Here is an 18,505-nt window from a genome sequence, read left to right on the forward strand (position 1 = left end):
AATCATGCACGGATCGTGCATATCTAGGCGAAAATGACAATGGTTTGCATACTCCATGCACCGAATTGGGGAGATCATGAACCCAATCAGCCTAGGAGCTTGCCATGGGTCCGTTTCCGCACGATGCGCCGCCTGCCACCATCTCCGCCGACAACCCGATGGGCACGGATGGCTTCGAGTTCGTCGAATATGCGCATCCCGACGCCGGCGAGCTGCATGCCCTGTTCAAGCTGATGGGCTTCGTGGCGGTCGCGCGCCACAAGACCAAGGCGATCACGCTGTATCGCCAGGGCGACATCAACTATCTCGTCAACGAGGAGCCCGGCAGCCACGGTCACGACTTCGTCGCCGCGCACGGCCCCTGCGCGCCGTCGATGGCGTTCCGCGTGGTCGATGCCAACAAGGCTTACGCGCGCGCGATCGCGCTCGGCGCGGAGCCGGCCGACCTGCCCGCATCGCAGAAGACGCTGGACGTTCCTGTGATCAAGGGCATCGGCGGCAGCCTGCTGTATCTGGTCGATCGCTATGGCGCCAAGGGCTCGGCCTATGATCTCGAATTCGACTGGACCGGCGCGCGCGACCCGCGGCCCGCGGGCTCGGGCCTCTACTATATCGATCACCTGACCCACAATGTGCATCGCGGTCGCATGAACGTGTGGGCCGGCTTCTACGAAAAGCTGTTCAACTTCCGCCAGATCCGCTTCTTCGACATCGAGGGCCGCGCCTCCGGCCTGTTCTCGCGCGCGCTGACCAGCCCCGACGGCAAGATCCGGATTCCGATCAACGAGGACGCCGGCGATTCCGGGCAGATCGAGGAGTATCTGAAGATCTATCGCGGCGAAGGCATCCAGCACATCGCCTGCGGCGCCCGCGACATCTACTCAACCGTCGAGGGCCTGCGCGCCGCCGGCCTGCCGTTCATGCCGTCGCCGCCCGACACCTATTTCGAGCGCATCGACGCGCGTTTGCCCAAGCATGGCGAGGACCTCGCCCGGCTGCAGAGAAACGGCATCCTGATCGACGGCGAGGGCGTCGTTGCCGGCGGTCACACCAAGGTGCTGCTGCAGATCTTCTCGGCCAATGCCATCGGCCCGATCTTCTTCGAGTTCATCCAGCGCAAGGGCGACGACGGTTTTGGCGAAGGCAACTTCAAGGCGCTGTTCGAGTCGATCGAGGAGGACCAGATCCGCCGCGGCGTGCTCAAGGTCGAGGCGGCGGAGTAGGGCCGTTCATCGGTGTGTGTTGTTCTCGCTGATGCAGCCCAGACTTCCGCTGTAGCCCTGGATTGCTTCCGCCTTCGCTCTTCGAGCTTCGGCGGACAAGTCGTTGCGCACGCAATGACGGTGTGTGTGGGACGCACGCCTTCGCTCCACAGACAGTGTCGTCCCGGCGAACGCCGGGACCCATACCGCGTGATGTATCGGTCGGGCACAGTCATCGATAATTTTCGCCACACGACGGCCGGTGGCTATGGGTCCCGGCGTTCGCCGGGACGACACCGCGTTTGAGGCAGGGGCGTGGCCAACTCACTCAGATCGGAATAGTCGCGTAGCGCACCGTCGGCGCGACCGCAGCCGTCCGCTTAACGCCCAGCCTTCCAAGCATTCACCAGCGTCCCGATCTCCGTCACCTCCGGCTCACGGATGGTCGACGGCGTCCGTGAGAACCTTGGCGCTGGCGCGGGCTGCGTCACGCCGTGCCGCTGGACGAACACGCCGCGCGCGGCCATGTGGGCGTGCTTGGGCGCCTCCGACATCGTCAGCACCGGCGCGAAGCAGATGTCGGTGCCTTCCATGATCGCGCACCACTCTTCCCGCGTCTTGCTCTTGAACACGCTGACCAGCTTCTCCTTCAGCGCCGGCCATGCGCGCGGATCCATCTGTGCATCGAAGGCGGGATCGGAAAGATCGGCGTGCTGCCGCAGCAGCGCGTAGAACTGCGGTTCGATCGAGCCGATCGAGATGAAGTTGCCGCAGGCGCATTCGTAGACGCCGTAGAAATGCGCGCCGCCGTCGAGGAAGTTGCGCTCACGCCCCTCCGTCCAGCGGCCCATCGCGGTGAGGTCGAAGAACATCGCGAGCAGCGAGGCGGCGCCGTCGCACATCGCGGTGTCCACCACCTGGCCCTTGCCGGACTTCGAGGCTTCCAGCAACGCCGCGAGCACGCCGACCACGAGATACAGCGCGCCGCCGCCGAAATCGCCGACCAGGTTGAGCGGCGGCACCGGGCGCTCCCTGGGTCCGATCGCGGCCAACGCGCCGGTGATCGAGATGTAGTTGATGTCGTGACCGGCCGCATGCGCCAGCGGTCCCTCCTGGCCCCAGCCGGTCATGCGGCCGTAGACCAGCTTCGGATTGCGCGCGAGCACCACGTCGGGGCCGAGGCCGAGCCGCTCCATCACGCCGGGCCGGAAGCCTTCGATCAGCGCGTCGGCACCGGCGAGCAGATCGAGCACCTCGGCGATGACCGACTTGTCCTTGAGATCGAGCTCGATCACCTTGCGGCCGCGGCCGGCGACCGACTTCATCGTCTTGCGCGCGCCGACACGATCCAGCGTCACCACCTCCGCGCCCATGTCCGCCAGCAGCATGCAGGCGAACGGACCCGGTCCGATGCCGGCGAACTCGACGATGCGGAAGCCTGCGAGCGGTCCGGTGGCGCGGGTCTGAGTGTCTGGTGCGGTCTTGTCGAGCACGTCGTTGTGTCCTTGATTCACGCGTCTTGTCGGATCGCGTTCTGATCCGCAATTGTCCCGCGTGCATCAGGCCAACGCAAGCGCGCCGTATGCCGCAAAGCAAAACGGCGCGCATTGCTGCGCGCCGCATGGAATTTGTCGTGCCGTTGCGCGGAATGATCCGCGTTGTGAGGTCAGCCCGCGGCCTGCACCGCGCGCTGCGCCATCACCTTCACCAGATTGGCGCGATAATCGGCCGAGCCGTGGATGTCGCTGAGCAGGCCGCTCGCCGGGATGCTGACCCCGTCGATCGCCGACGCCGACCAGTTCGACTTCAAAGCCGCCTCGATCGCGGGCACGCGCATCACGCCGCTCTGCGAGGCGCCGGTGGCCGCGACGCGGACGTCGCCGCCCTTGGTCTTGGTGACGAACACACCCGTGAGCGCAAAGCGCGACGCGGGGTGGCGCATCTTGGCGTAGCCGGCCTTCTCCGGCACCGGGAACGACACCTCGGTGATGATCTCGCCGTCCTCGAGCGCCGTCGTGAACAGGCCCTTGAAGAAATCACCGGCCGCGATCGACCGCTTGTTGGTCTTCACGGTTGCACCGAGCGAGACCAGCGCCGCGGGGAAGTCCGCTGCCGGATCGTTGTTGGCGATCGAGCCGCCGATCGTGCCGCGGGAGCGTACCGCGGGATCGCCGAGCACCGAGGTGAGATGGGCGATGGCAGGGATCGCTTTCTTCACATCGGCATTGGTCATGATGTCGTAGTAGGTGGTCGCGGCCTTGATGGTGAGCGTGTCGCCGGTCAACTGGATGCCGATCAGGTCCTTGATCTTGCCGATGTCGATGACATCGGACGGAGCAGCAAGCCGCTGCTTCATCACCGGGATCAGGGTATGACCGCCGGCCAGGAACTTGGCTTCGCTGCCCTTGGAGAACAGCGCCGCGGCCTCGTCGACCGAGGAGGCACGGTGATAAGTGGTCTGGTACATGGTTGCTCCTCCGTTCGATCAGGCGTTGCCATGGATCGCGTGCCAGACGCGGTCCGGCGTCGCCGGCATTTCCAGCTTGTTGTTGCCGATCGCATCCGTGATCGCGTTGATCACGGCGGCGGATGCGCCGATCGCGCCGGCCTCGCCGCAGCCCTTCACGCCGAGCGGATTGCCCGGGCACAGGGTCGTGGTGTGGCTGAGCTTGAAGGACGGCACGTCGTCGGCGCGCGGCATCGCGTAGTCCATGAAGGACGCCGTGACCGGCTGGCCGTTGCTGTCGTAGATCGCGTGCTCGAGCAGCGCCTGGCCGATGCCCTGGACGAGACCGCCGTGGACCTGACCTTCGACGATCATCGGGTTGATGAGCCGGCCGAAATCGTCCGCCGCCACGAAGTTGACGAACGACGTCTTGCCGGTGGCCTCGTCGACCTCGAGCTCGCAGATATAGGTGCCGGCCGGGAAGGTGAAGTTGGTCGGATCGTAGAAGGCACTCTCCTTCAATCCGGGCTCCATGCCGTCCGGCAGGTTGTGCGCGGTGTAGGCGGCGAGGGCGACCATCGGCAGCGCGATCGACTTGTCGGTGCCGGTCACCTTGAACTCGCCGTTCTCGATGACGATGTCGCCTTCCGAAGCCTCCAGCGCATGCGCTGCGATCTTCTTGGCCTTGGCCTCGACCTTCTCCATCGCCTTGAGGATCGCGGTGAGGCCGACTGCGGCCGAGCGCGAGCCGTAGGTGCCCATGCCGAACTGCACCTTGTCGGTGTCGCCATGGACGATCGAGACCTGGCTGATCGGCACGCCCAGGCGCTCGGCGATCAGCTGGCAGAAGGTGGTCTCGTGGCCCTGGCCGTGGCTGTGCGAGCCGGTGAGCACCTCGATGGTGCCGACCGGGTTGACGCGGATCTCAGCCGATTCCCACAGACCGACGCCGGCGCCAAGGCTGCCGACTGCCTTCGACGGCGCGATGCCGCAGGCCTCGATGTAGCAGGAGAAGCCGATGCCGCGCAGCTTGCCTTGCGCCTTGGCGGCTGCCTTGCGCGCCGGGAAGCCGGCATAGTCGATGGCCTTCATCGCCGCGTCGAGCGAGGCGTTGAAGTCGCCGGTGTCGTAGGCCATGATCACCGGGGTCTGGTGCGGGAACTGGGTGATGAAGTTCTTGCGCCGCAGCTCGGCCGGATCGACCTTGAGCTGACGCGCCGCGGTCTCCATCAGCCGCTCCAGCAGATAGCTCGCCTCAGGGCGTCCGGCGCCGCGATAGGCGTCGACCGGCGTGGTGTTGGTGTAGACGCCCATCACCTCGGCATAGATCGCCGGGATGTTGTACTGGCCCGACAGCAGGGTCGCGTACAGATAGGTCGGCACCGAGGACGAGAACAGCGACATGTAGGCGCCGAAATTGGCGTGGGTCTTGACCCGCAGCCCCAGGATCTTGTTGTCGGCATCGAGCGCCATCTCCGCCTTGGAGATGTGGTCGCGGCCGTGCGCGTCGGTCAGGAACGCCTCGGTGCGGTCGCCGGTCCACTTCACCGGGCGGCCGACCTTCTTGGAGGCCCACAGCGCCACCATCTCCTCGGGATAGATGAAGATCTTGGAGCCGAAGCCGCCGCCGACGTCGGGCGCGATGACGCGCAGCTTGTGCTCGGGTGCGATGTTGTAGAACGCCGACAGCACCAGGCGGGCGACATGCGGGTTCTGCGACGTGGTGTAGAGCGTGAAATGCTCTTCGGCCGCGTCGTAGTCGGCGATCGCGGCGCGCGGCTCCATCGCGTTGGGCGCGAGCCGGTTGTTGGTCAATTCCAGCGTGACGACGTTGGCGGCCTTGGCGAAGGCGGCGTTGACCGCTCCCTCGTCGCCAATGTGCCAGTCGTAGACGACGTTGCCGGGGGCCTCCGGGTGAAGCTGCGGCGCGCCGGGCTTCAGCGCGGAGGGCATGTCGGCCACTGCCGGCAGCTCTTCATATTCCACCACGACGGCTTCGGCCGCGTCACGGGCGAGGTTCTTGCTCTCGGCGATCACCACAGCGACGGCCTGGCCGACGAACCGCACGGTCTCCGGCGCCATCGCCGGCCATGCTCCCATCTTCATCGGCGAGCCGTCTTTCGAGGTGATGGCCCAGCCGCAGATCAGGTTGCCGACCTTGTCGTCGACGATCTGCCTGCCGGTCAGCACCGCGACCACGCCCGGCATCGCCTCGGCGGCCGAGGAGTCGATGCTCTTGACCTTGGCATGCGCGTGCGGGCTGCGGATGAAATGGGCAAAGGTCATGCCCACCAGTTTGACGTCGTCGACGTAGCGGCCCTTGCCGGTGATGAAACGCTTGTCCTCCTTGCGGACGACGCTGGCGCCAATGCCTTCCATACCCATGCGAATCTCTCCCCTACCGGAGTTCTATTGTCCCGCCGCGGCCATCGCGCGCAGCGGTCGTGGTCTCGGTATTGCGGTAAACGGCGGCTCTCGCCCGCCTCATTCGGCAGCTTGCGCGACCTTCATCCGTCCGGCAGCGTCGAGCACGGCCTTGACGATGTTGTGATAGCCGGTACAGCGGCAGATGTTGCCTTCCAGCTCCTCACGCACGGTGCTCTCGTCGAGCTCGCCTCCGTGGCGGTGCACAATATCGATGGCCGACATGATCATGCCCGGCGTGCAATAGCCGCATTGCAGGCCGTGATTGTCGCGGAAGGCGGCCTGCATCGGATGCAGCTCGTCGCCCTTGGCGATGCCTTCGATGGTGGTGACGTTGGCGCCGGCGGCCTGGCCGGCCAGCACGGTGCAGGATTTCACGGCACGGCCGTCGATATGGACGACGCAGGCGCCGCATTGGCTGGTGTCACAGCCGACATGGGTGCCGGTGAGATTGAGATGATCCCGCAGGAGGTGAACGAGCAGGGTGCGATCCTCGGCCTCGACCGAGACCGCCTTGCCGTTCACCGTCAGTTTGACTGTCGACACGAGTAACCTCCCGATGAATTTTTCTTATTCTGATTAGAAACAGCGCCCTCAGGACTTTGCAACTCGAATTTTCGTCTCTGATGTCATTGCGACGTCTTGCGCGCGGCCTCGGCGATTCGGTCGCATGTGGCCCGCCATGCGAGGCGGCACCGGCACAGGTGAGAGCGCAGGCCGTAGGCCGATGCTGCCCATTTACCGCCCCTTAGCCATTGTGACGTAGTTTTGATCACGCTCTGGTGCGTTGCCGCCGGGCGGGTTGGTTTGTGGCCAATATTAAAGCATGGCGTGTCGGGGGTGGGAATGTCTGCGCAGCTTGCGCCGCAGTCGCGGCGTGCCAATTTTCTGACCCTGCGATTTCGCGGCAAGATCGTCCTCGGCTTTGCCGTGGTGCTGGCCATCTCCGCCGTCAGCATCGGCTTCTCCTATCTGGGGTTCGAGCGGGTCGCCGCGGCGGTGGCGGCCTATCGCGGCAGCGTTGCGGAAGCCGACACTGCCCGCACCGTCGATCGCGAGCTGGTCTCGTACCAGGCGCTCGCCCGTTATTATGCCCTGACCGGCAAAGCCGAGGACGAGGCGGCGGCCACCGCTGCCCAGCAGGCGCTCCAGGCCGCGATCGACAAATCGATGGCCGCGACCGGCGCCGAGCGGCGTGCGCAGGTCGGCAAGTTGCAGGCGCAGTTTCAGGCCTTCGCCAAGACGTTCTCGAGCATCGTTGCCCTGACCCGCGAGAACGCCAAGCTGGCGACCGACCAGATCGGCATCATCGGCAACAAGATCCGCTTCAAGTTCGATGATCTGGCGGACACTGCCGCGCTCGCCGGCCTGCCGTCGGTGCAGACGACGGCCAAGGACCTCACCGGCCAGTACCTGACCGTGTCCGCGCTGGTCGGGACCTATATCGCCAAGCCGGATGCCAAGACCGCCGACGGCGCCATCGCGCGCACGCGCTTCCTGGAAACCTCGCTGGTGACGATCTATGCCAATGACGAGAAGATCACCCAGCGTGTCGCCGAGCTCGGCGACCTGATCAAGCAGTATCGCGCCGCCTTCATCAAGCTATCGGAGAACATGAAGGCGCTCGGCAAGCTCGAACAGGAAATGGGCCTCGTCGGGACCGAGATCATCGCGCTGTCGAACGGGCTGAAATCCGAGGTCGCCTCCGACCAGCAGCGCATCGAGGCCGCCGCCAACACCACCATCGCGGACATCGAGCGGCTGATCGCGATGCTGGCGATCGGCGGGCTGACGCTCGGCGCCGTGCTGGCGCTGATGCTCGGCAACGGCATTTCCAAGCCGATGATCACGATGTGCAAGGCGATGCGCGAGCTTGCCTCGGGCAATTTCGACGTCCGGCTGCCCGGCCTCGGGCGCAGCGACGAGATCGGCGAGATGGCGGCGGCGGTCGAGGAGTTCAAAGTGCAGGCGGTGGCCAAGGCCGAGCGCGACGCCGCGACGCAGGACGCCCAGAACAAGGCGGCGGGCGCCGCGCGGCGGGCCGAGCTCATCCGCTTCGCCGACGAGTTCGAGACCGCCGTCGGCTCGATCGTGTCCAACGTCTCGACCTCGGCCGAGCACCTCGAGCAGGCGGCCTCGACGCTGACGCGCACCGCCGAGACCACGCAGTCGCTGGCGAGTCGCGTCAGCGGCACCTCCGACCAGGCCACCGGCCGCATCCACTCGGTGGCGAGCGCGACCGACGAGCTGTCGGCCTCGGTCGACGAGATCGGCCGCCAGGTCCGCGAGTCCAGCCGCATCGCGGAATCCGCCGTGGCCCAGGCCGAGGAGACCGACGGGCGCATCGGCAAGCTGTCGCGCGCGGCGCAGGAGATCGGCGACGTCGTCAAGCTGATCACCGCGATCGCCGAGCAGACCAACCTGCTGGCGCTGAACGCGACCATCGAGGCCGCCCGCGCCGGCGATGCCGGCCGCGGCTTCGCCGTGGTGGCTTCCGAGGTCAAGTCGCTGGCGGAGCAGACCGCCAAGGCGACCGACGACATCTCCAACCACATCTCAGGCATGCAGGCGGCGACCCAGGAGTCGGTGACCGCGATCAAGCAGATCGGCGGCACCATCCGCCAGATCTCGACCATCGCCTCGTCGATCGCGACCGCGGTCGAGCAGCAGGGCGGCGCGACCCAGGAGATCGCCAGGAACGTGCAGAGCGTCGCTGCGGGCACGCAGGCCGCCGCCACCGACATCACCCAGGTCAATCGCGGTGCGACCCAGACCGGCGAAGCCTCGGAGGAGGTGCTGCGCTCGGCCCAGTCGCTGTCCTCGGAGAGCGCCCGCCTGCGCGCGGAGCTCAACCGCTTCATGGCCAACATCCGCGCGGCGTAAGGTCTCACCACGGCTTGTCCACACTGCATCGCCAGTGAGAGCGGACCTGCTCCCGTCACATTCCGCTGTCGTCCCCGCGCACGCGGGGACCCATACGCCGCAGCAGTCGTGGGACGGGCGGTATCGGTCGCCTGCCCCAATCGTGCAATCCCGCGGTATGGGTCCCAGGTCTGCGCCCGCCGACGCTTCGCGTCAGCGGACTTGCCCGGGACGACAGCCAAGTGTGAGGCGGCATTTGGGGCCCGCCACGCGACCGTCTGACCCGGCCTGATTGGTGCCGAGAGTAGGTTCCCCACCCCGCTTGGGGGAACCCAGCGCTGGCCGAGACGTTGGGTCGCAGCGGCAGGGTTTCGCTGCCGCATTTGCTTCATCCTCTCGGTCGAGCATGCGGTGCGACCCGCGCCGTCGCATTGGGATTCCATGGCACCCCGACAGGCATCCTTTCCGCACCTCCGCGTCATCACGTCAGCGCCGCCATCCAGCGCGCCGCCGGACGACACGGCAGGCCAGGATCGTGTCATCGAAACCAACATCCCCGCCCGGCTCGACGACCTCCGCTGGAGCGCCTTCCACACCCGCGTCGTGCTCGCGCTCGGCATCACCTGGGTGCTCGACGGGCTCGAGGTGACGCTCGCCGGCGCCTTGTCGGGTGCGCTGAAGCAGAGCCCGGCGCTGCACTTCTCCAATCTCGACATCGGGCTTGCCAACAGCGCCTATCTCGCCGGCGCCGTGCTCGGCGCGCTCGGCTTCGGCTGGCTGACCGACCGCATCGGCCGCCGCAAGCTGTTCTTCATCACGCTCGCGCTCTATCTGTCCGCGACCGCCGCCACCGCCTTGTCGTGGAATGTCGCGACCTACGCGCTGTTTCGCTTCCTGACCGGAGCCGGCATCGGCGGCGAGTACACCGCGATCAACTCGACGATCCAGGAGCTGGTGCCGGCGCGCTATCGCGGCTGGACCGATCTCATGATCAACGGCAGCTTCTGGCTGGGCGCCGCGCTCGGCGCCGTCGGCGCCATCGTGCTGCTCGATCCCGATGTCACCGGCCCGGATGTCGGCTGGCGGCTGGCCTACGGCATCGGCGCCTGTCTCGGCCTGGTCGTGCTGATCATGCGCATGTGGATTCCGGAAAGTCCGCGCTGGCTGATGATCCATGGCCATCCGGACCAGGCGCACGACATCGTCGCCGCCATCGAGCGCGACGTCACCGGCCATGACCGCGAGGAGCGTGCGAAGACCCTGCCGAAGATCCGGCTGCGCATGCGCGATCACACGCCGCTCGCCGAGGTCGCGCGCACGCTGTTCTCGGTCTATCGCCAGCGCTCGCTGGTCGGCTTGACGCTGATGATCGCGCAGGCGTTCTTCTACAACGCGATCTTCTTCACCTTCGCGCTGGTGCTGACCGATTTCTACGGCATCAAGTCCGATCACGTCGGCTGGTACATCCTGCCCTTCGCGGCCGGCAACGTGCTCGGGCCGCTGCTGCTCGGCCGCCTGTTCGACACGCTCGGCCGCCGCGCCATGATCACCTTCACCTACGGCGTCTCCGGCGTGCTGCTTGCGCTCACCGGCTATCTGTTCTCGATCGGCGTGCTGAGCGCCGCGACCCAGACCGCGGCCTGGATGGTGATCTTCTTCTTCGCGTCACCGGCGGCGAGCGCCGCCTATCTCACCGTGTCGGAGAATTTTCCGCTGGAGGTGCGCGCGCTCGCGATCGCGCTGTTCTACGCCATCGGCACCGGGATCGGCGGCGTCGCGGGACCCGCGCTGTTCGGCGTGCTGCTCGACAGCGGGGCGCGCGGCGCGGTGTTCGGCGGCTATCTGTTCGGTGCCGCGCTGATGCTGGTGGCGGCGCTCGTCGCTTGGCGCTATGCCATCGCGGCCGAGCGCAAATCGCTCGAGCAGGTGGCGCGTCCGCTCGCTGTCATGGAGTAGATGATGAAGTCCGACAACTCCGATCTGATCGGTTCTCCTGCGTCGGAGCCCGCCGAGATCGTTCCGGCGCCGGTGAGTCTCGTGCCGCATCTGCGCGAGGTGGCGATCCTGCTCGACATCGACGGCACCCTGCTCGATCTCGCGCCGACGCCGCGCGAGGTGTGGGTGCCGCCAGGTCTCGCCGAGGCACTGAACGCGTTGCTGCAACGAACCTCCGGCGCGCTGGCGCTGGTCTCGGGCCGCTCGCTCAACGACATCGATCTCATCTTCGCGCCGGAGGTCTACCCCGCCGTCGGCGGCCATGGCGCGGAGATGCGGCTCGGCGGCGGCGGCGAGGCGGATGCGATCAAGGCGCCGCCGCTGGACAAGGAGCTGAAGCGCAGGCTCGCCGCGATCGCCAAGCTCAGCCCCGGCATTCTGCTCGAGGACAAGGGGTACTCGCTGGCGCTGCATTATCGCCTCGCGCCGCAGGCGGAGAAAACGATCTACGAGGAGGTGTCGCGCATCCGCGCCGAGTTGCCGGGGGCGCCGATCGAGGTGCTGCCCGGCAAGTGTGTGTGCGAGATCAAGCACGCCGGCCTCACCAAGGCGAGCGGCGTGCGCGAGCTGATGCGGCACGCGCCGTTCAAGGGACGCAAGCCGTTCTTCATCGGCGACGACGTCACCGACGAGACGGTGTTCGCGATCATGCCGGATTTCGCTGGCCTGTCGTTCTCGGTCGGCCGCCGCGCGCTCGGTGTCGACGGACATTTCGACGCACCGGACGACGTGCGCGCGTTCCTGGCGCGCCTCGCCGACGGCGGAACTAATTCGTCGACCTAGCAGTCCGCGCAGGGGTTCCGCATCGCCGCGTTATTAGTTCCATTCGCCATGCATTCGCATGTTGCATGCGTCGTTCTTGATTAGAAACGTTCTGACTTGATTGACGCTGTGATTACACCGCGCGAATGCCCGAATTTGGTTTCATTTGGTTGAAAGGGTGGCCTGGAACCATATTGATGAACAGCTGTTAACCGACATGACCAACAGGAGGGAGCTGTGAACCTCGTCGTGGTTTCGAATCGGGTGGCGCGTGGCAAAGCCAACGAGCCAATGACCGGCGGACTTGCGGCAGCATTGCTGCCCGTTGTGGAGAAATCGGGGGCAGTATGGGTGGGGTCTTCGGGACGTGTGCGTGACGGCGCGCAGACGGAACCGATTGCGGAGATCGAGCAGATCGGTGAAGGCGCGCTGGCGCTGCTCGATCTGCCAGCCGCGCATTACGCCGGCTACTACGAAGGCTTCGCCAATTCGGCACTGTGGCCGGCGCTGCATTCGCGCAGCGATCTGATCAGCGTCTCGCATGATGATTATCGGTCCTATCGCGAGGTCAACGCCTTCGTGGCGCGCGCGCTGCTTCGATTCCAGAAGCCGGACACCTTGTTCTGGATCCAGGACTATCACTTCCTGTCGCTCGGCGCGGAGTTGCGCACGCTCGGTGTGAAGAGCCCGATCGGTTTCTTCCTGCACACGCCGTGGCCCGCGCGCTGCGTCATCGACAGCGTGCCGAATCACCGCGATCTCGTCACCGCGATGCTCGCCTATGATCTGATCGGCTTCCAGACCGAGGATGATCGGGAGAATTTCACCGCCTGCATCCGCACCGATCTCGGCCTTCAGGTGCGCGACGGCGTGGTCAGGTCGCTGCACGGCCGCACGCGTCTGGCCGTGTTCCCGATCGGTATCGACGCCGACAAGTTCGCGCAGCAGGCCGCGAAGGCGGTGGCGCATCCGGACGTGTCGCGGCTGCGCCGCAGCCTGAATGGCGAGAAGCTCGCCATCGGCGTCGACCGGCTGGACTACTCCAAGGGCCTCGTCAACCGCGTCAATGCCTTCGATCGCATGTGGACGATGCACCCGAGCCTGCTGCGTGCCGCGTCGCTGCTGCAGATCGCGACGCCTTCGCGGGAATCGATCGAGGCCTATGGCAATCTGCAGAGCGAAGTCGCGCGCCTCGTCAGCGAGGTCAACGGCCGCCACGGTGAGGTCGACTGGACGCCGATCCGCTACCTCAACAAGGGCTATGGCCAGGGTGTGCTGGCCGGACTCTATCGCAGCGCCCAGGTCGGCGTCGTCACGCCGCTGCACGACGGCATGAACCTGGTGGCGAAGGAGTATGTCGCCGCGCAGAGCCCGGTCGATCCGGGCGTGCTGGTGCTGTCGAAATTCGCCGGCGCCGCCAACGAGCTCGACGCGGCACTCCTGGTCAATCCGCATGACATCGATGGCATGGCCCGGACGATCGCGACGGCGTTGTCGATGCCGCTCAACGAGCGCCGCATGCGCTACGAGATCATGATGACGAAGCTGCGCCGCCATTCGATCCAGCAATGGTTTGCCGACTTCGTCGAAACCCTGCAGGACGGCGACGCCGCCGAGGTCGAGATCGAACCCCTGCCTGCGGCGCCCGCGGGCTTCCTGGCCGGCCGCATGCTCTCGCCCGGTGCGCGCTATCACTGAATGGCTCGCGCCTCGCCGCCGGTGGCGGCGAGGCTCACAGGCTCAATGGCAGTAGGACACGCCGTCGAGCACGGCGCAGCGCAGCTTGTTCGGCGAGCTCGGATTGTCCATCGGCACCATGCCCTTGCCCTGTCCGACGAACACGCCCGGCCCGACGACCACCGAGGCCTTGTTGCCGATGATGACGGACGGGTGTGGATTCAGGCTGGACCTGGTCCCGTCCGGCCACAGGATCGCGTCGCCCTGCCAGATCCCCTTGCGCCCGTCGTCGCAGGTCACGTCGACCCCCTGTTTGGTGCATTGATCGGCGCGCGCCGCCCCGGCGGCGGCGAGGCTGAACGCCGCGGCCAGCAGGATGGCGAGACAGGCAGGGGAGGATGGCGGCATGGCGAGGTCCCTCATGGGCAGCCGGATCGAGGCCGCAAATCAGTGGTCGTGCCGTCCGCCCGGCCGGTTCACGGTGGGTCCGGCCAGGCGGCGGCGAGGCCAGATCGAGCCCGCAACCAGGGCGGATTGATGATTTTTATCAGCGATTTGGGGGAAATTTGCCGCCGAGGCCCCCGCCCGGCTTGCAAAACGCCGCCGACCCCGCCAAGAGAGGGCCGCCGGAGAGATGGCCGAGTGGCTTAAGGCGCACGCTTGGAAAGCGTGTGTGCGGGAAACCGTACCGTGGGTTCGAATCCCACTCTCTCCGCCAGCTGCACGATTTTCTACGCCAAACTGCGCTATGGCGGGCCTTCGATAGGCGGCGTCCGCTCGTTGCATGGCGGAACTCGAACGTTCGGCTTGGGGCGAGCCAATTCCCGTCCTTTAACGGAAGGCTCAACTTCTCCTCGATCCAGACGGTCTTCCCCCAAGGTCGCCAACGGGATCGGATCATCCCGCACAACCTCATTGGAGTGGACCGAGCAGCCCCGGCCGTTTGGCACACGTCGGCGGGAGAAATCCAGGAGGTGAACTTCGCGATGCTCGCTCAAGCTCAGAGCGGTCTTGGCCGAACCGCGCGGCGTCGATGGGGCGAAAGCTGGCAGAGAGTCATCTTGCAGGTGCCCTTCGGCAGACTGCGCAGGGTTGCGCTCCCGTGGCTCTCCGTTTTTCCATGCCGAGGATGACAGTCTTCAGGATATTTCGCTCACACGACGCATCTTCAGACGTCGAGCACTTCCTGGACTGCCTCAAATATGTCGTCTGCCGTCCCTTCGATCTTGCTATCGGCCCAGGCTTGGTAAGCCTTGGCGTAAACCAACTTTTCGGCCCCTGGATCGCTCGTCGAGATCATCTCATCTCTGGATGCGCTCAGAGCGAGGGCTTTCACCTCCATGGCAATGGCGGTGATGAACCTCACGCGATCTTCGTGCTCGTCGAAAACATTCGCGGTCATGAGCGCTTCTCCGTATGACGGTCGGCTTGGCGGCCCCTGCTCATGCTGCACGCCGAAATGATCGGCGCTGGTCTATTTTTGCAGTTGCGAGCTACGACCGCGGCTCTCTTGCGGTTGTTCCTTCGGCCGCTCGCTCTTGCATGCGAAACAGACCGAACGTGCAACTTGAGTTCCGTTGATGGCCAACCGTTCGTGGACGTGAGGAGTCCTCATCGTACAGAACTCGCAATATGCCTGCGGCAATCGCAACGCAATTTCTCTTGAAGTGTCCACGAATCATCCCCCGTTCCCACAACATTCACTTCCCTCCTCCTTGGGGCGACTTTGAAGACAACCAGCGCGAGGAGTCGTACGCTATCGTACGGACTTTGGACGTGGCGGGCCTGCGGCAGCACGACGTCGAGCGAAACGGCGCGGCGGCCGCCGTGCTTCAGATCCCCGCGCGGATCAGTCCTCGTAGCTGTCGATGACCGCGTCAGCAATCGTACGCTTGGTGACGATGCCGACGATGTCATTCACCCGCGGGCGGGAGCCGCCCTGGAAGACGATGGCGGCACCGGCGCCGTGGCGCTTGAGTCTCGCAAACACCAGGCTCAGGAGGTCCTGATCGCGACAAATGACCATCCGCCGTTCGGCAAAGGTTTCGACAAACAGGTCAGGGTTGGTTTGAGATTCCATCCACAGACCCGAACGCGGCGGAATCAGCCCCACGATCCGGCCATCCCGCTCGACGACGATGGCTCGAGCGTCATCGGTATCTTCCGCGGGCAAGGCTTGCTTCAGCGTTGTGCCGGCCCTGGCTACGATAAAGCGACGCTCCATGATGTCTTGCGCCTGCTTAACCAGGTAAAGATTGATATGCCGCTCCTTGGGGATACGGTGGCCGCGATGACGCAGCTTGACCGTGTAGATCGTCTCATTGACGAGCGCGCGCCTTACGCCGGCAGCCAGCGCCACCGCGACGATCACCGGTACAATGATCGCGTAGTCACGCGTCATCTCGAACACCATGACGATGGCCGTCATCACGCCGCCGGTTCCCGCGCCGACCATGGCCGCCATTCCAACGATAGCGGCCGAGGACGGCGTCAGCCCGGAATGAGGCAAGATCGAACTGGTCCCGGTCGCAAATGCCGCGCCAAGAGTGGCGCCAAGATAGAGCGAGGGAGAGAAGATCCCGCCAGAGGCCCCGCAGCCAAGGCTGACGGTGGTGGCGAGCAGCTTCAGCGCGAATAGCAGCGCAAGAAGACCCGTCGCGGTCATCTTGTGGTCTAGGATGTCCTGAATGACCGAATAGCCAACCCCATCGACGTAGGAATGGCCGAACGCGTGACTGAGTCCCACCATCATCAGGCCGATCACAGCCATGCCCACGATGTTCTGGACGTACTCGTTTCCGGACAGTTTCGGAAATCCATCCTCCATGAAAACGAGCAGCCGAATGAACGACCAGGCTGCTGCGCCGCACAGCACTCCAAGCAGGACGAACGCAACCGCCTCCTGCGGATTGAACGACGCAACCATGGGAAATTGAACGTCCGGCACCGCAAAGGCCGGGTCCGGGCCGATGAGAATTCGCCCGATCGTCGTCGCAGCGCCCGTCGCCACGACGACGGGAAGGAAGGTGCGGTTCGACACTTCCGGCAGGAGAATTTCGAGGGCGAACAGCACACCGCCAAGCGGCGTGTTGAACGTTCCGGCGATGCCCGCGCCGGCGCCCGCGGACAACAGCGTTATCTTCTGCCGCGTGGAGAGTCCGATGAATTGAGAGAAGGCCGAACCAAGCGCCGAGCCGATCTGGATGATCGGCCCCTCGCGCCCGACGGCGGCGCCGCTACCGATCGATATTGCGGAGGCCAGCGCCTTGATCACGGCGACCGTGCCGCGGATATTGCCGCGCTTGTAGAAGATCGCATCCATCACTTCGGGGACGCCGTGTCCCTTTGCTTCGGGAGCAAAGCGCCTCACGAGAAAAACGACAATCAGGCCCCCGACCATCGGGGACAACAGAACGAAGTCGCCAAAGCGGCTGGGACCCTCGCTGATATTGGCGTCGTAAACGAAACTGAGTCTGCCATTGTAAGAGACGTTGTGCACGAAGCCGATCAGGGCGCGGAACACAACTGCGCCTAGTCCAGTCATCACCCCGATAACCAAGGCGAGGCCACAAAGAACGAGCAGGCTCACCCGCCGTTCCTCCAGCAGCGATTTGCGGCCGCCGGCTGCGATCGCTTTGATATTGTCGGAAGTCAGTCCTGTGGGCATCCGGGTCACACGAAATGGCTCAAGGTGGGGATCGCAAGATACGGACTGGTCGGCCATAAAAGCGTTCCGGACGCCGTCCGCACTGGGCAACAGGGACTTGGACGGCTTTGACGCAGAGTGCAGCGTCAGGGCAAGTGCTAATCGATCGCCCTTCTGCTGAACAATGGCCAACTATACTGCGGAAGTTCCAAGGAATCTGTGATGTCACGCCCGATAGCGAGCCTGGCCAGGCCGGGAAGAGCAAACGCTTTGACCACCAAGTTGCGGAATCGTAGCCCGAACTCTGTCTTCGGTGCAAAAGCACCGGCAAAGCGCTCGGCTCCACGCTGCTTGGCATTGATGTAGCTTCGCAACAATGTTTCGTATCTCCGAAATGCGAGTTGATACTGCCCGTCTGCAGCTGCGAGTTCACCGGCAAGGACGTAAGCCGAGATCATTGCCAGCGCCGAGCCCTGCCCGGCCAGCAGCGAGACGCAGAATGCCGCGTCTCCCACCAGCGCGATGCGGCCGTGGGACCAGTTTTGCATCTGGATCTGACTGACGCTGTCGAAATAGAGCGACTCAGTTTGCTCGAGTTCGGCCAGAATCTTGCAGCATTCCCAGCCATCGTGCCGATAGAGGTCGTCGAGGAGCGCCTTCTGGGCATCCATCGTGGTGGGCAACTCCTCTCTCGTCGAAAGGAAAACAAACAGAAACAGCGTGCGATCGTCGCGCAACGTGAAACGACCGAGCATCCGGCCCGGTCGTCCGTACATCAGATAAATATCCTCGTCGCGAGGGCGATAGCCGCGCGCCTCGAACGCCGCGACGGCATAGCCCAGGTGCTTTTCGAACCTGGATTGCGGTCCGAAGGCGAGTGCGCGCGTACGCGAATGCAATCCGTCCGCGCCAATCACGAGATCGAATCGTCGTTCACGCTCGCGCTCGAACCGGACCCGGACGCAATCCGCCTGCTCTTCCAAGGCGACGATCGTATCGCCGAAGATGCTTTCGACCTGTCCCTGTGATCTCTCAAACAGCAGCCGGGAAAGGTCGCTTCGTTGGAGCGTCACATAGCGGCCGGCAGTCAATTCCGAGAATATCGCTGCGCCGAATCCGGCAACGGACCGGCCCCCGCCGTCTACAATGCGCATCTCCCGCATATGATAACCGACGCGATTGATGTCGCCGAGCAGACCCATGCGCTCCGCGAGATCATAGCCAAGCCCCCAAAAGTCGATGACATAGCCACCTTGGCGCAAGGCCGGGGCCCGCTCAACGAGCGTCGGCTCGAAATCGGCCGCCTTCAACCAATATGCGAGCGCAGGCCCCGCGATCCCGGCGCCGGAAATCAAGGCGGTTCTCATGAGGTGGACCAACTTCGCTGATCGAGCGTCCTGTTGCACGTTGGTAACGCATGGACAAATTTTACAGGCTATCAGCAACAGCGCTTATAGGATGCAAAGTGGAATATTCGGTACGCTATCGTAC

The 18,505-nt window shown here is 64.9% G+C and carries 13 protein-coding genes and 1 tRNA gene; 6 read left to right on the forward strand and 8 right to left on the reverse strand.

Annotated features, from left to right (window positions below):
• Positions 1-104 precede the first annotated feature (104 nt).
• Positions 105-1,223: a 4-hydroxyphenylpyruvate dioxygenase gene (hppD, locus tag QX128_RS17355; RefSeq protein WP_316215266.1), complete on the forward strand. Its 1,119-nt coding sequence runs from the start codon at positions 105-107 to the stop codon at positions 1,221-1,223.
• Between the two features lie 359 nt (positions 1,224-1,582).
• Here the strand turns inward: hppD and QX128_RS17360 are convergent, their stop codons facing one another.
• The 4 genes from QX128_RS17360 to QX128_RS17375 all read right to left on the reverse strand — a co-directional run bounded on the left by QX128_RS17360 (position 1,583) and on the right by QX128_RS17375 (position 6,618).
• Entirely contained in the window at positions 1,583-2,695 is a 1,113-nt protein-coding gene (locus tag QX128_RS17360) for a CaiB/BaiF CoA-transferase family protein (protein WP_316238082.1), read from the reverse strand.
• A 173-nt stretch (positions 2,696-2,868) separates the two neighbouring features.
• Positions 2,869-3,669, reverse strand: coding sequence for a xanthine dehydrogenase family protein subunit M (locus tag QX128_RS17365; protein WP_316179262.1), 801 nt, complete (start codon positions 3,667-3,669; stop codon positions 2,869-2,871).
• Between the two features lie 18 nt (positions 3,670-3,687).
• Positions 3,688-6,033, reverse strand: coding sequence for a xanthine dehydrogenase family protein molybdopterin-binding subunit (locus QX128_RS17370; protein WP_316238040.1), 2,346 nt, complete (start codon positions 6,031-6,033; stop codon positions 3,688-3,690).
• Between the two features lie 99 nt (positions 6,034-6,132).
• Positions 6,133-6,618: a (2Fe-2S)-binding protein gene (locus tag QX128_RS17375; RefSeq protein ID WP_315717018.1), complete on the reverse strand. Its 486-nt coding sequence runs from the start codon at positions 6,616-6,618 to the stop codon at positions 6,133-6,135.
• 300 nt (positions 6,619-6,918) lie between these two features.
• Between QX128_RS17375 and QX128_RS17380 the strand changes: the two genes are divergently transcribed.
• The 4 genes from QX128_RS17380 (at position 6,919) to QX128_RS17395 (ending at position 13,389) form a co-directional block, all read left to right on the forward strand.
• Complete coding sequence (locus QX128_RS17380) at positions 6,919-8,955, forward strand: methyl-accepting chemotaxis protein (protein ID WP_316238041.1); 2,037 nt, start codon at positions 6,919-6,921, stop codon at positions 8,953-8,955.
• 420 nt (positions 8,956-9,375) lie between these two features.
• Entirely contained in the window at positions 9,376-10,890 is a 1,515-nt protein-coding gene (locus tag QX128_RS17385) for an MFS transporter (protein WP_316238042.1), read from the forward strand.
• Positions 10,891-11,712: a trehalose-phosphatase gene (otsB, locus tag QX128_RS17390; protein ID WP_316238043.1), complete on the forward strand. Its 822-nt coding sequence runs from the start codon at positions 10,891-10,893 to the stop codon at positions 11,710-11,712.
• A gap of 216 nt (positions 11,713-11,928) precedes the next feature.
• Complete coding sequence (locus tag QX128_RS17395) at positions 11,929-13,389, forward strand: trehalose-6-phosphate synthase (protein WP_316179270.1); 1,461 nt, start codon at positions 11,929-11,931, stop codon at positions 13,387-13,389.
• A gap of 42 nt (positions 13,390-13,431) precedes the next feature.
• Here the strand turns inward: QX128_RS17395 and QX128_RS17400 are convergent, their stop codons facing one another.
• Complete coding sequence (locus tag QX128_RS17400) at positions 13,432-13,776, reverse strand: hypothetical protein (protein WP_316215259.1); 345 nt, start codon at positions 13,774-13,776, stop codon at positions 13,432-13,434.
• A gap of 220 nt (positions 13,777-13,996) precedes the next feature.
• On the opposite strand from QX128_RS17400, the gene QX128_RS17405 reads away from it, so the two are divergent.
• Positions 13,997-14,086, forward strand: a tRNA-Ser gene (locus QX128_RS17405).
• A gap of 450 nt (positions 14,087-14,536) precedes the next feature.
• Here QX128_RS17405 and QX128_RS17410 read toward each other — a convergent pair.
• From QX128_RS17410 to QX128_RS17420, 3 genes are all read right to left on the reverse strand, one after another.
• The gene (locus tag QX128_RS17410) at positions 14,537-14,770 is read right to left on the reverse strand and encodes a hypothetical protein (protein ID WP_316238044.1); all 234 of its coding nucleotides are present in this window, start codon (positions 14,768-14,770) and stop codon (positions 14,537-14,539) included.
• Positions 14,771-15,217: 447 nt separating this feature from the next.
• On the reverse strand, positions 15,218-17,092 hold the full coding sequence (locus QX128_RS17415; protein WP_316238045.1) for a chloride channel protein: 1,875 nt from the start codon (positions 17,090-17,092) through the stop codon (positions 15,218-15,220).
• An 80-nt stretch (positions 17,093-17,172) separates the two neighbouring features.
• Positions 17,173-18,369 carry an FAD-binding domain gene (locus tag QX128_RS17420; RefSeq protein WP_316179322.1) on the reverse strand — a complete coding sequence of 399 codons (1,197 nt, stop codon included), beginning with the start codon at positions 18,367-18,369 and terminating at the stop codon, positions 17,173-17,175.
• Positions 18,370-18,505: the final 136 nt, after the last annotated feature.

Origin of the sequence: Bradyrhizobium sp. SZCCHNR1015 (assembly GCF_032489875.1) — a bacterium.
In the GTDB taxonomy this organism is placed as follows: Bacteria; Pseudomonadota; Alphaproteobacteria; order Rhizobiales; family Xanthobacteraceae; genus Bradyrhizobium.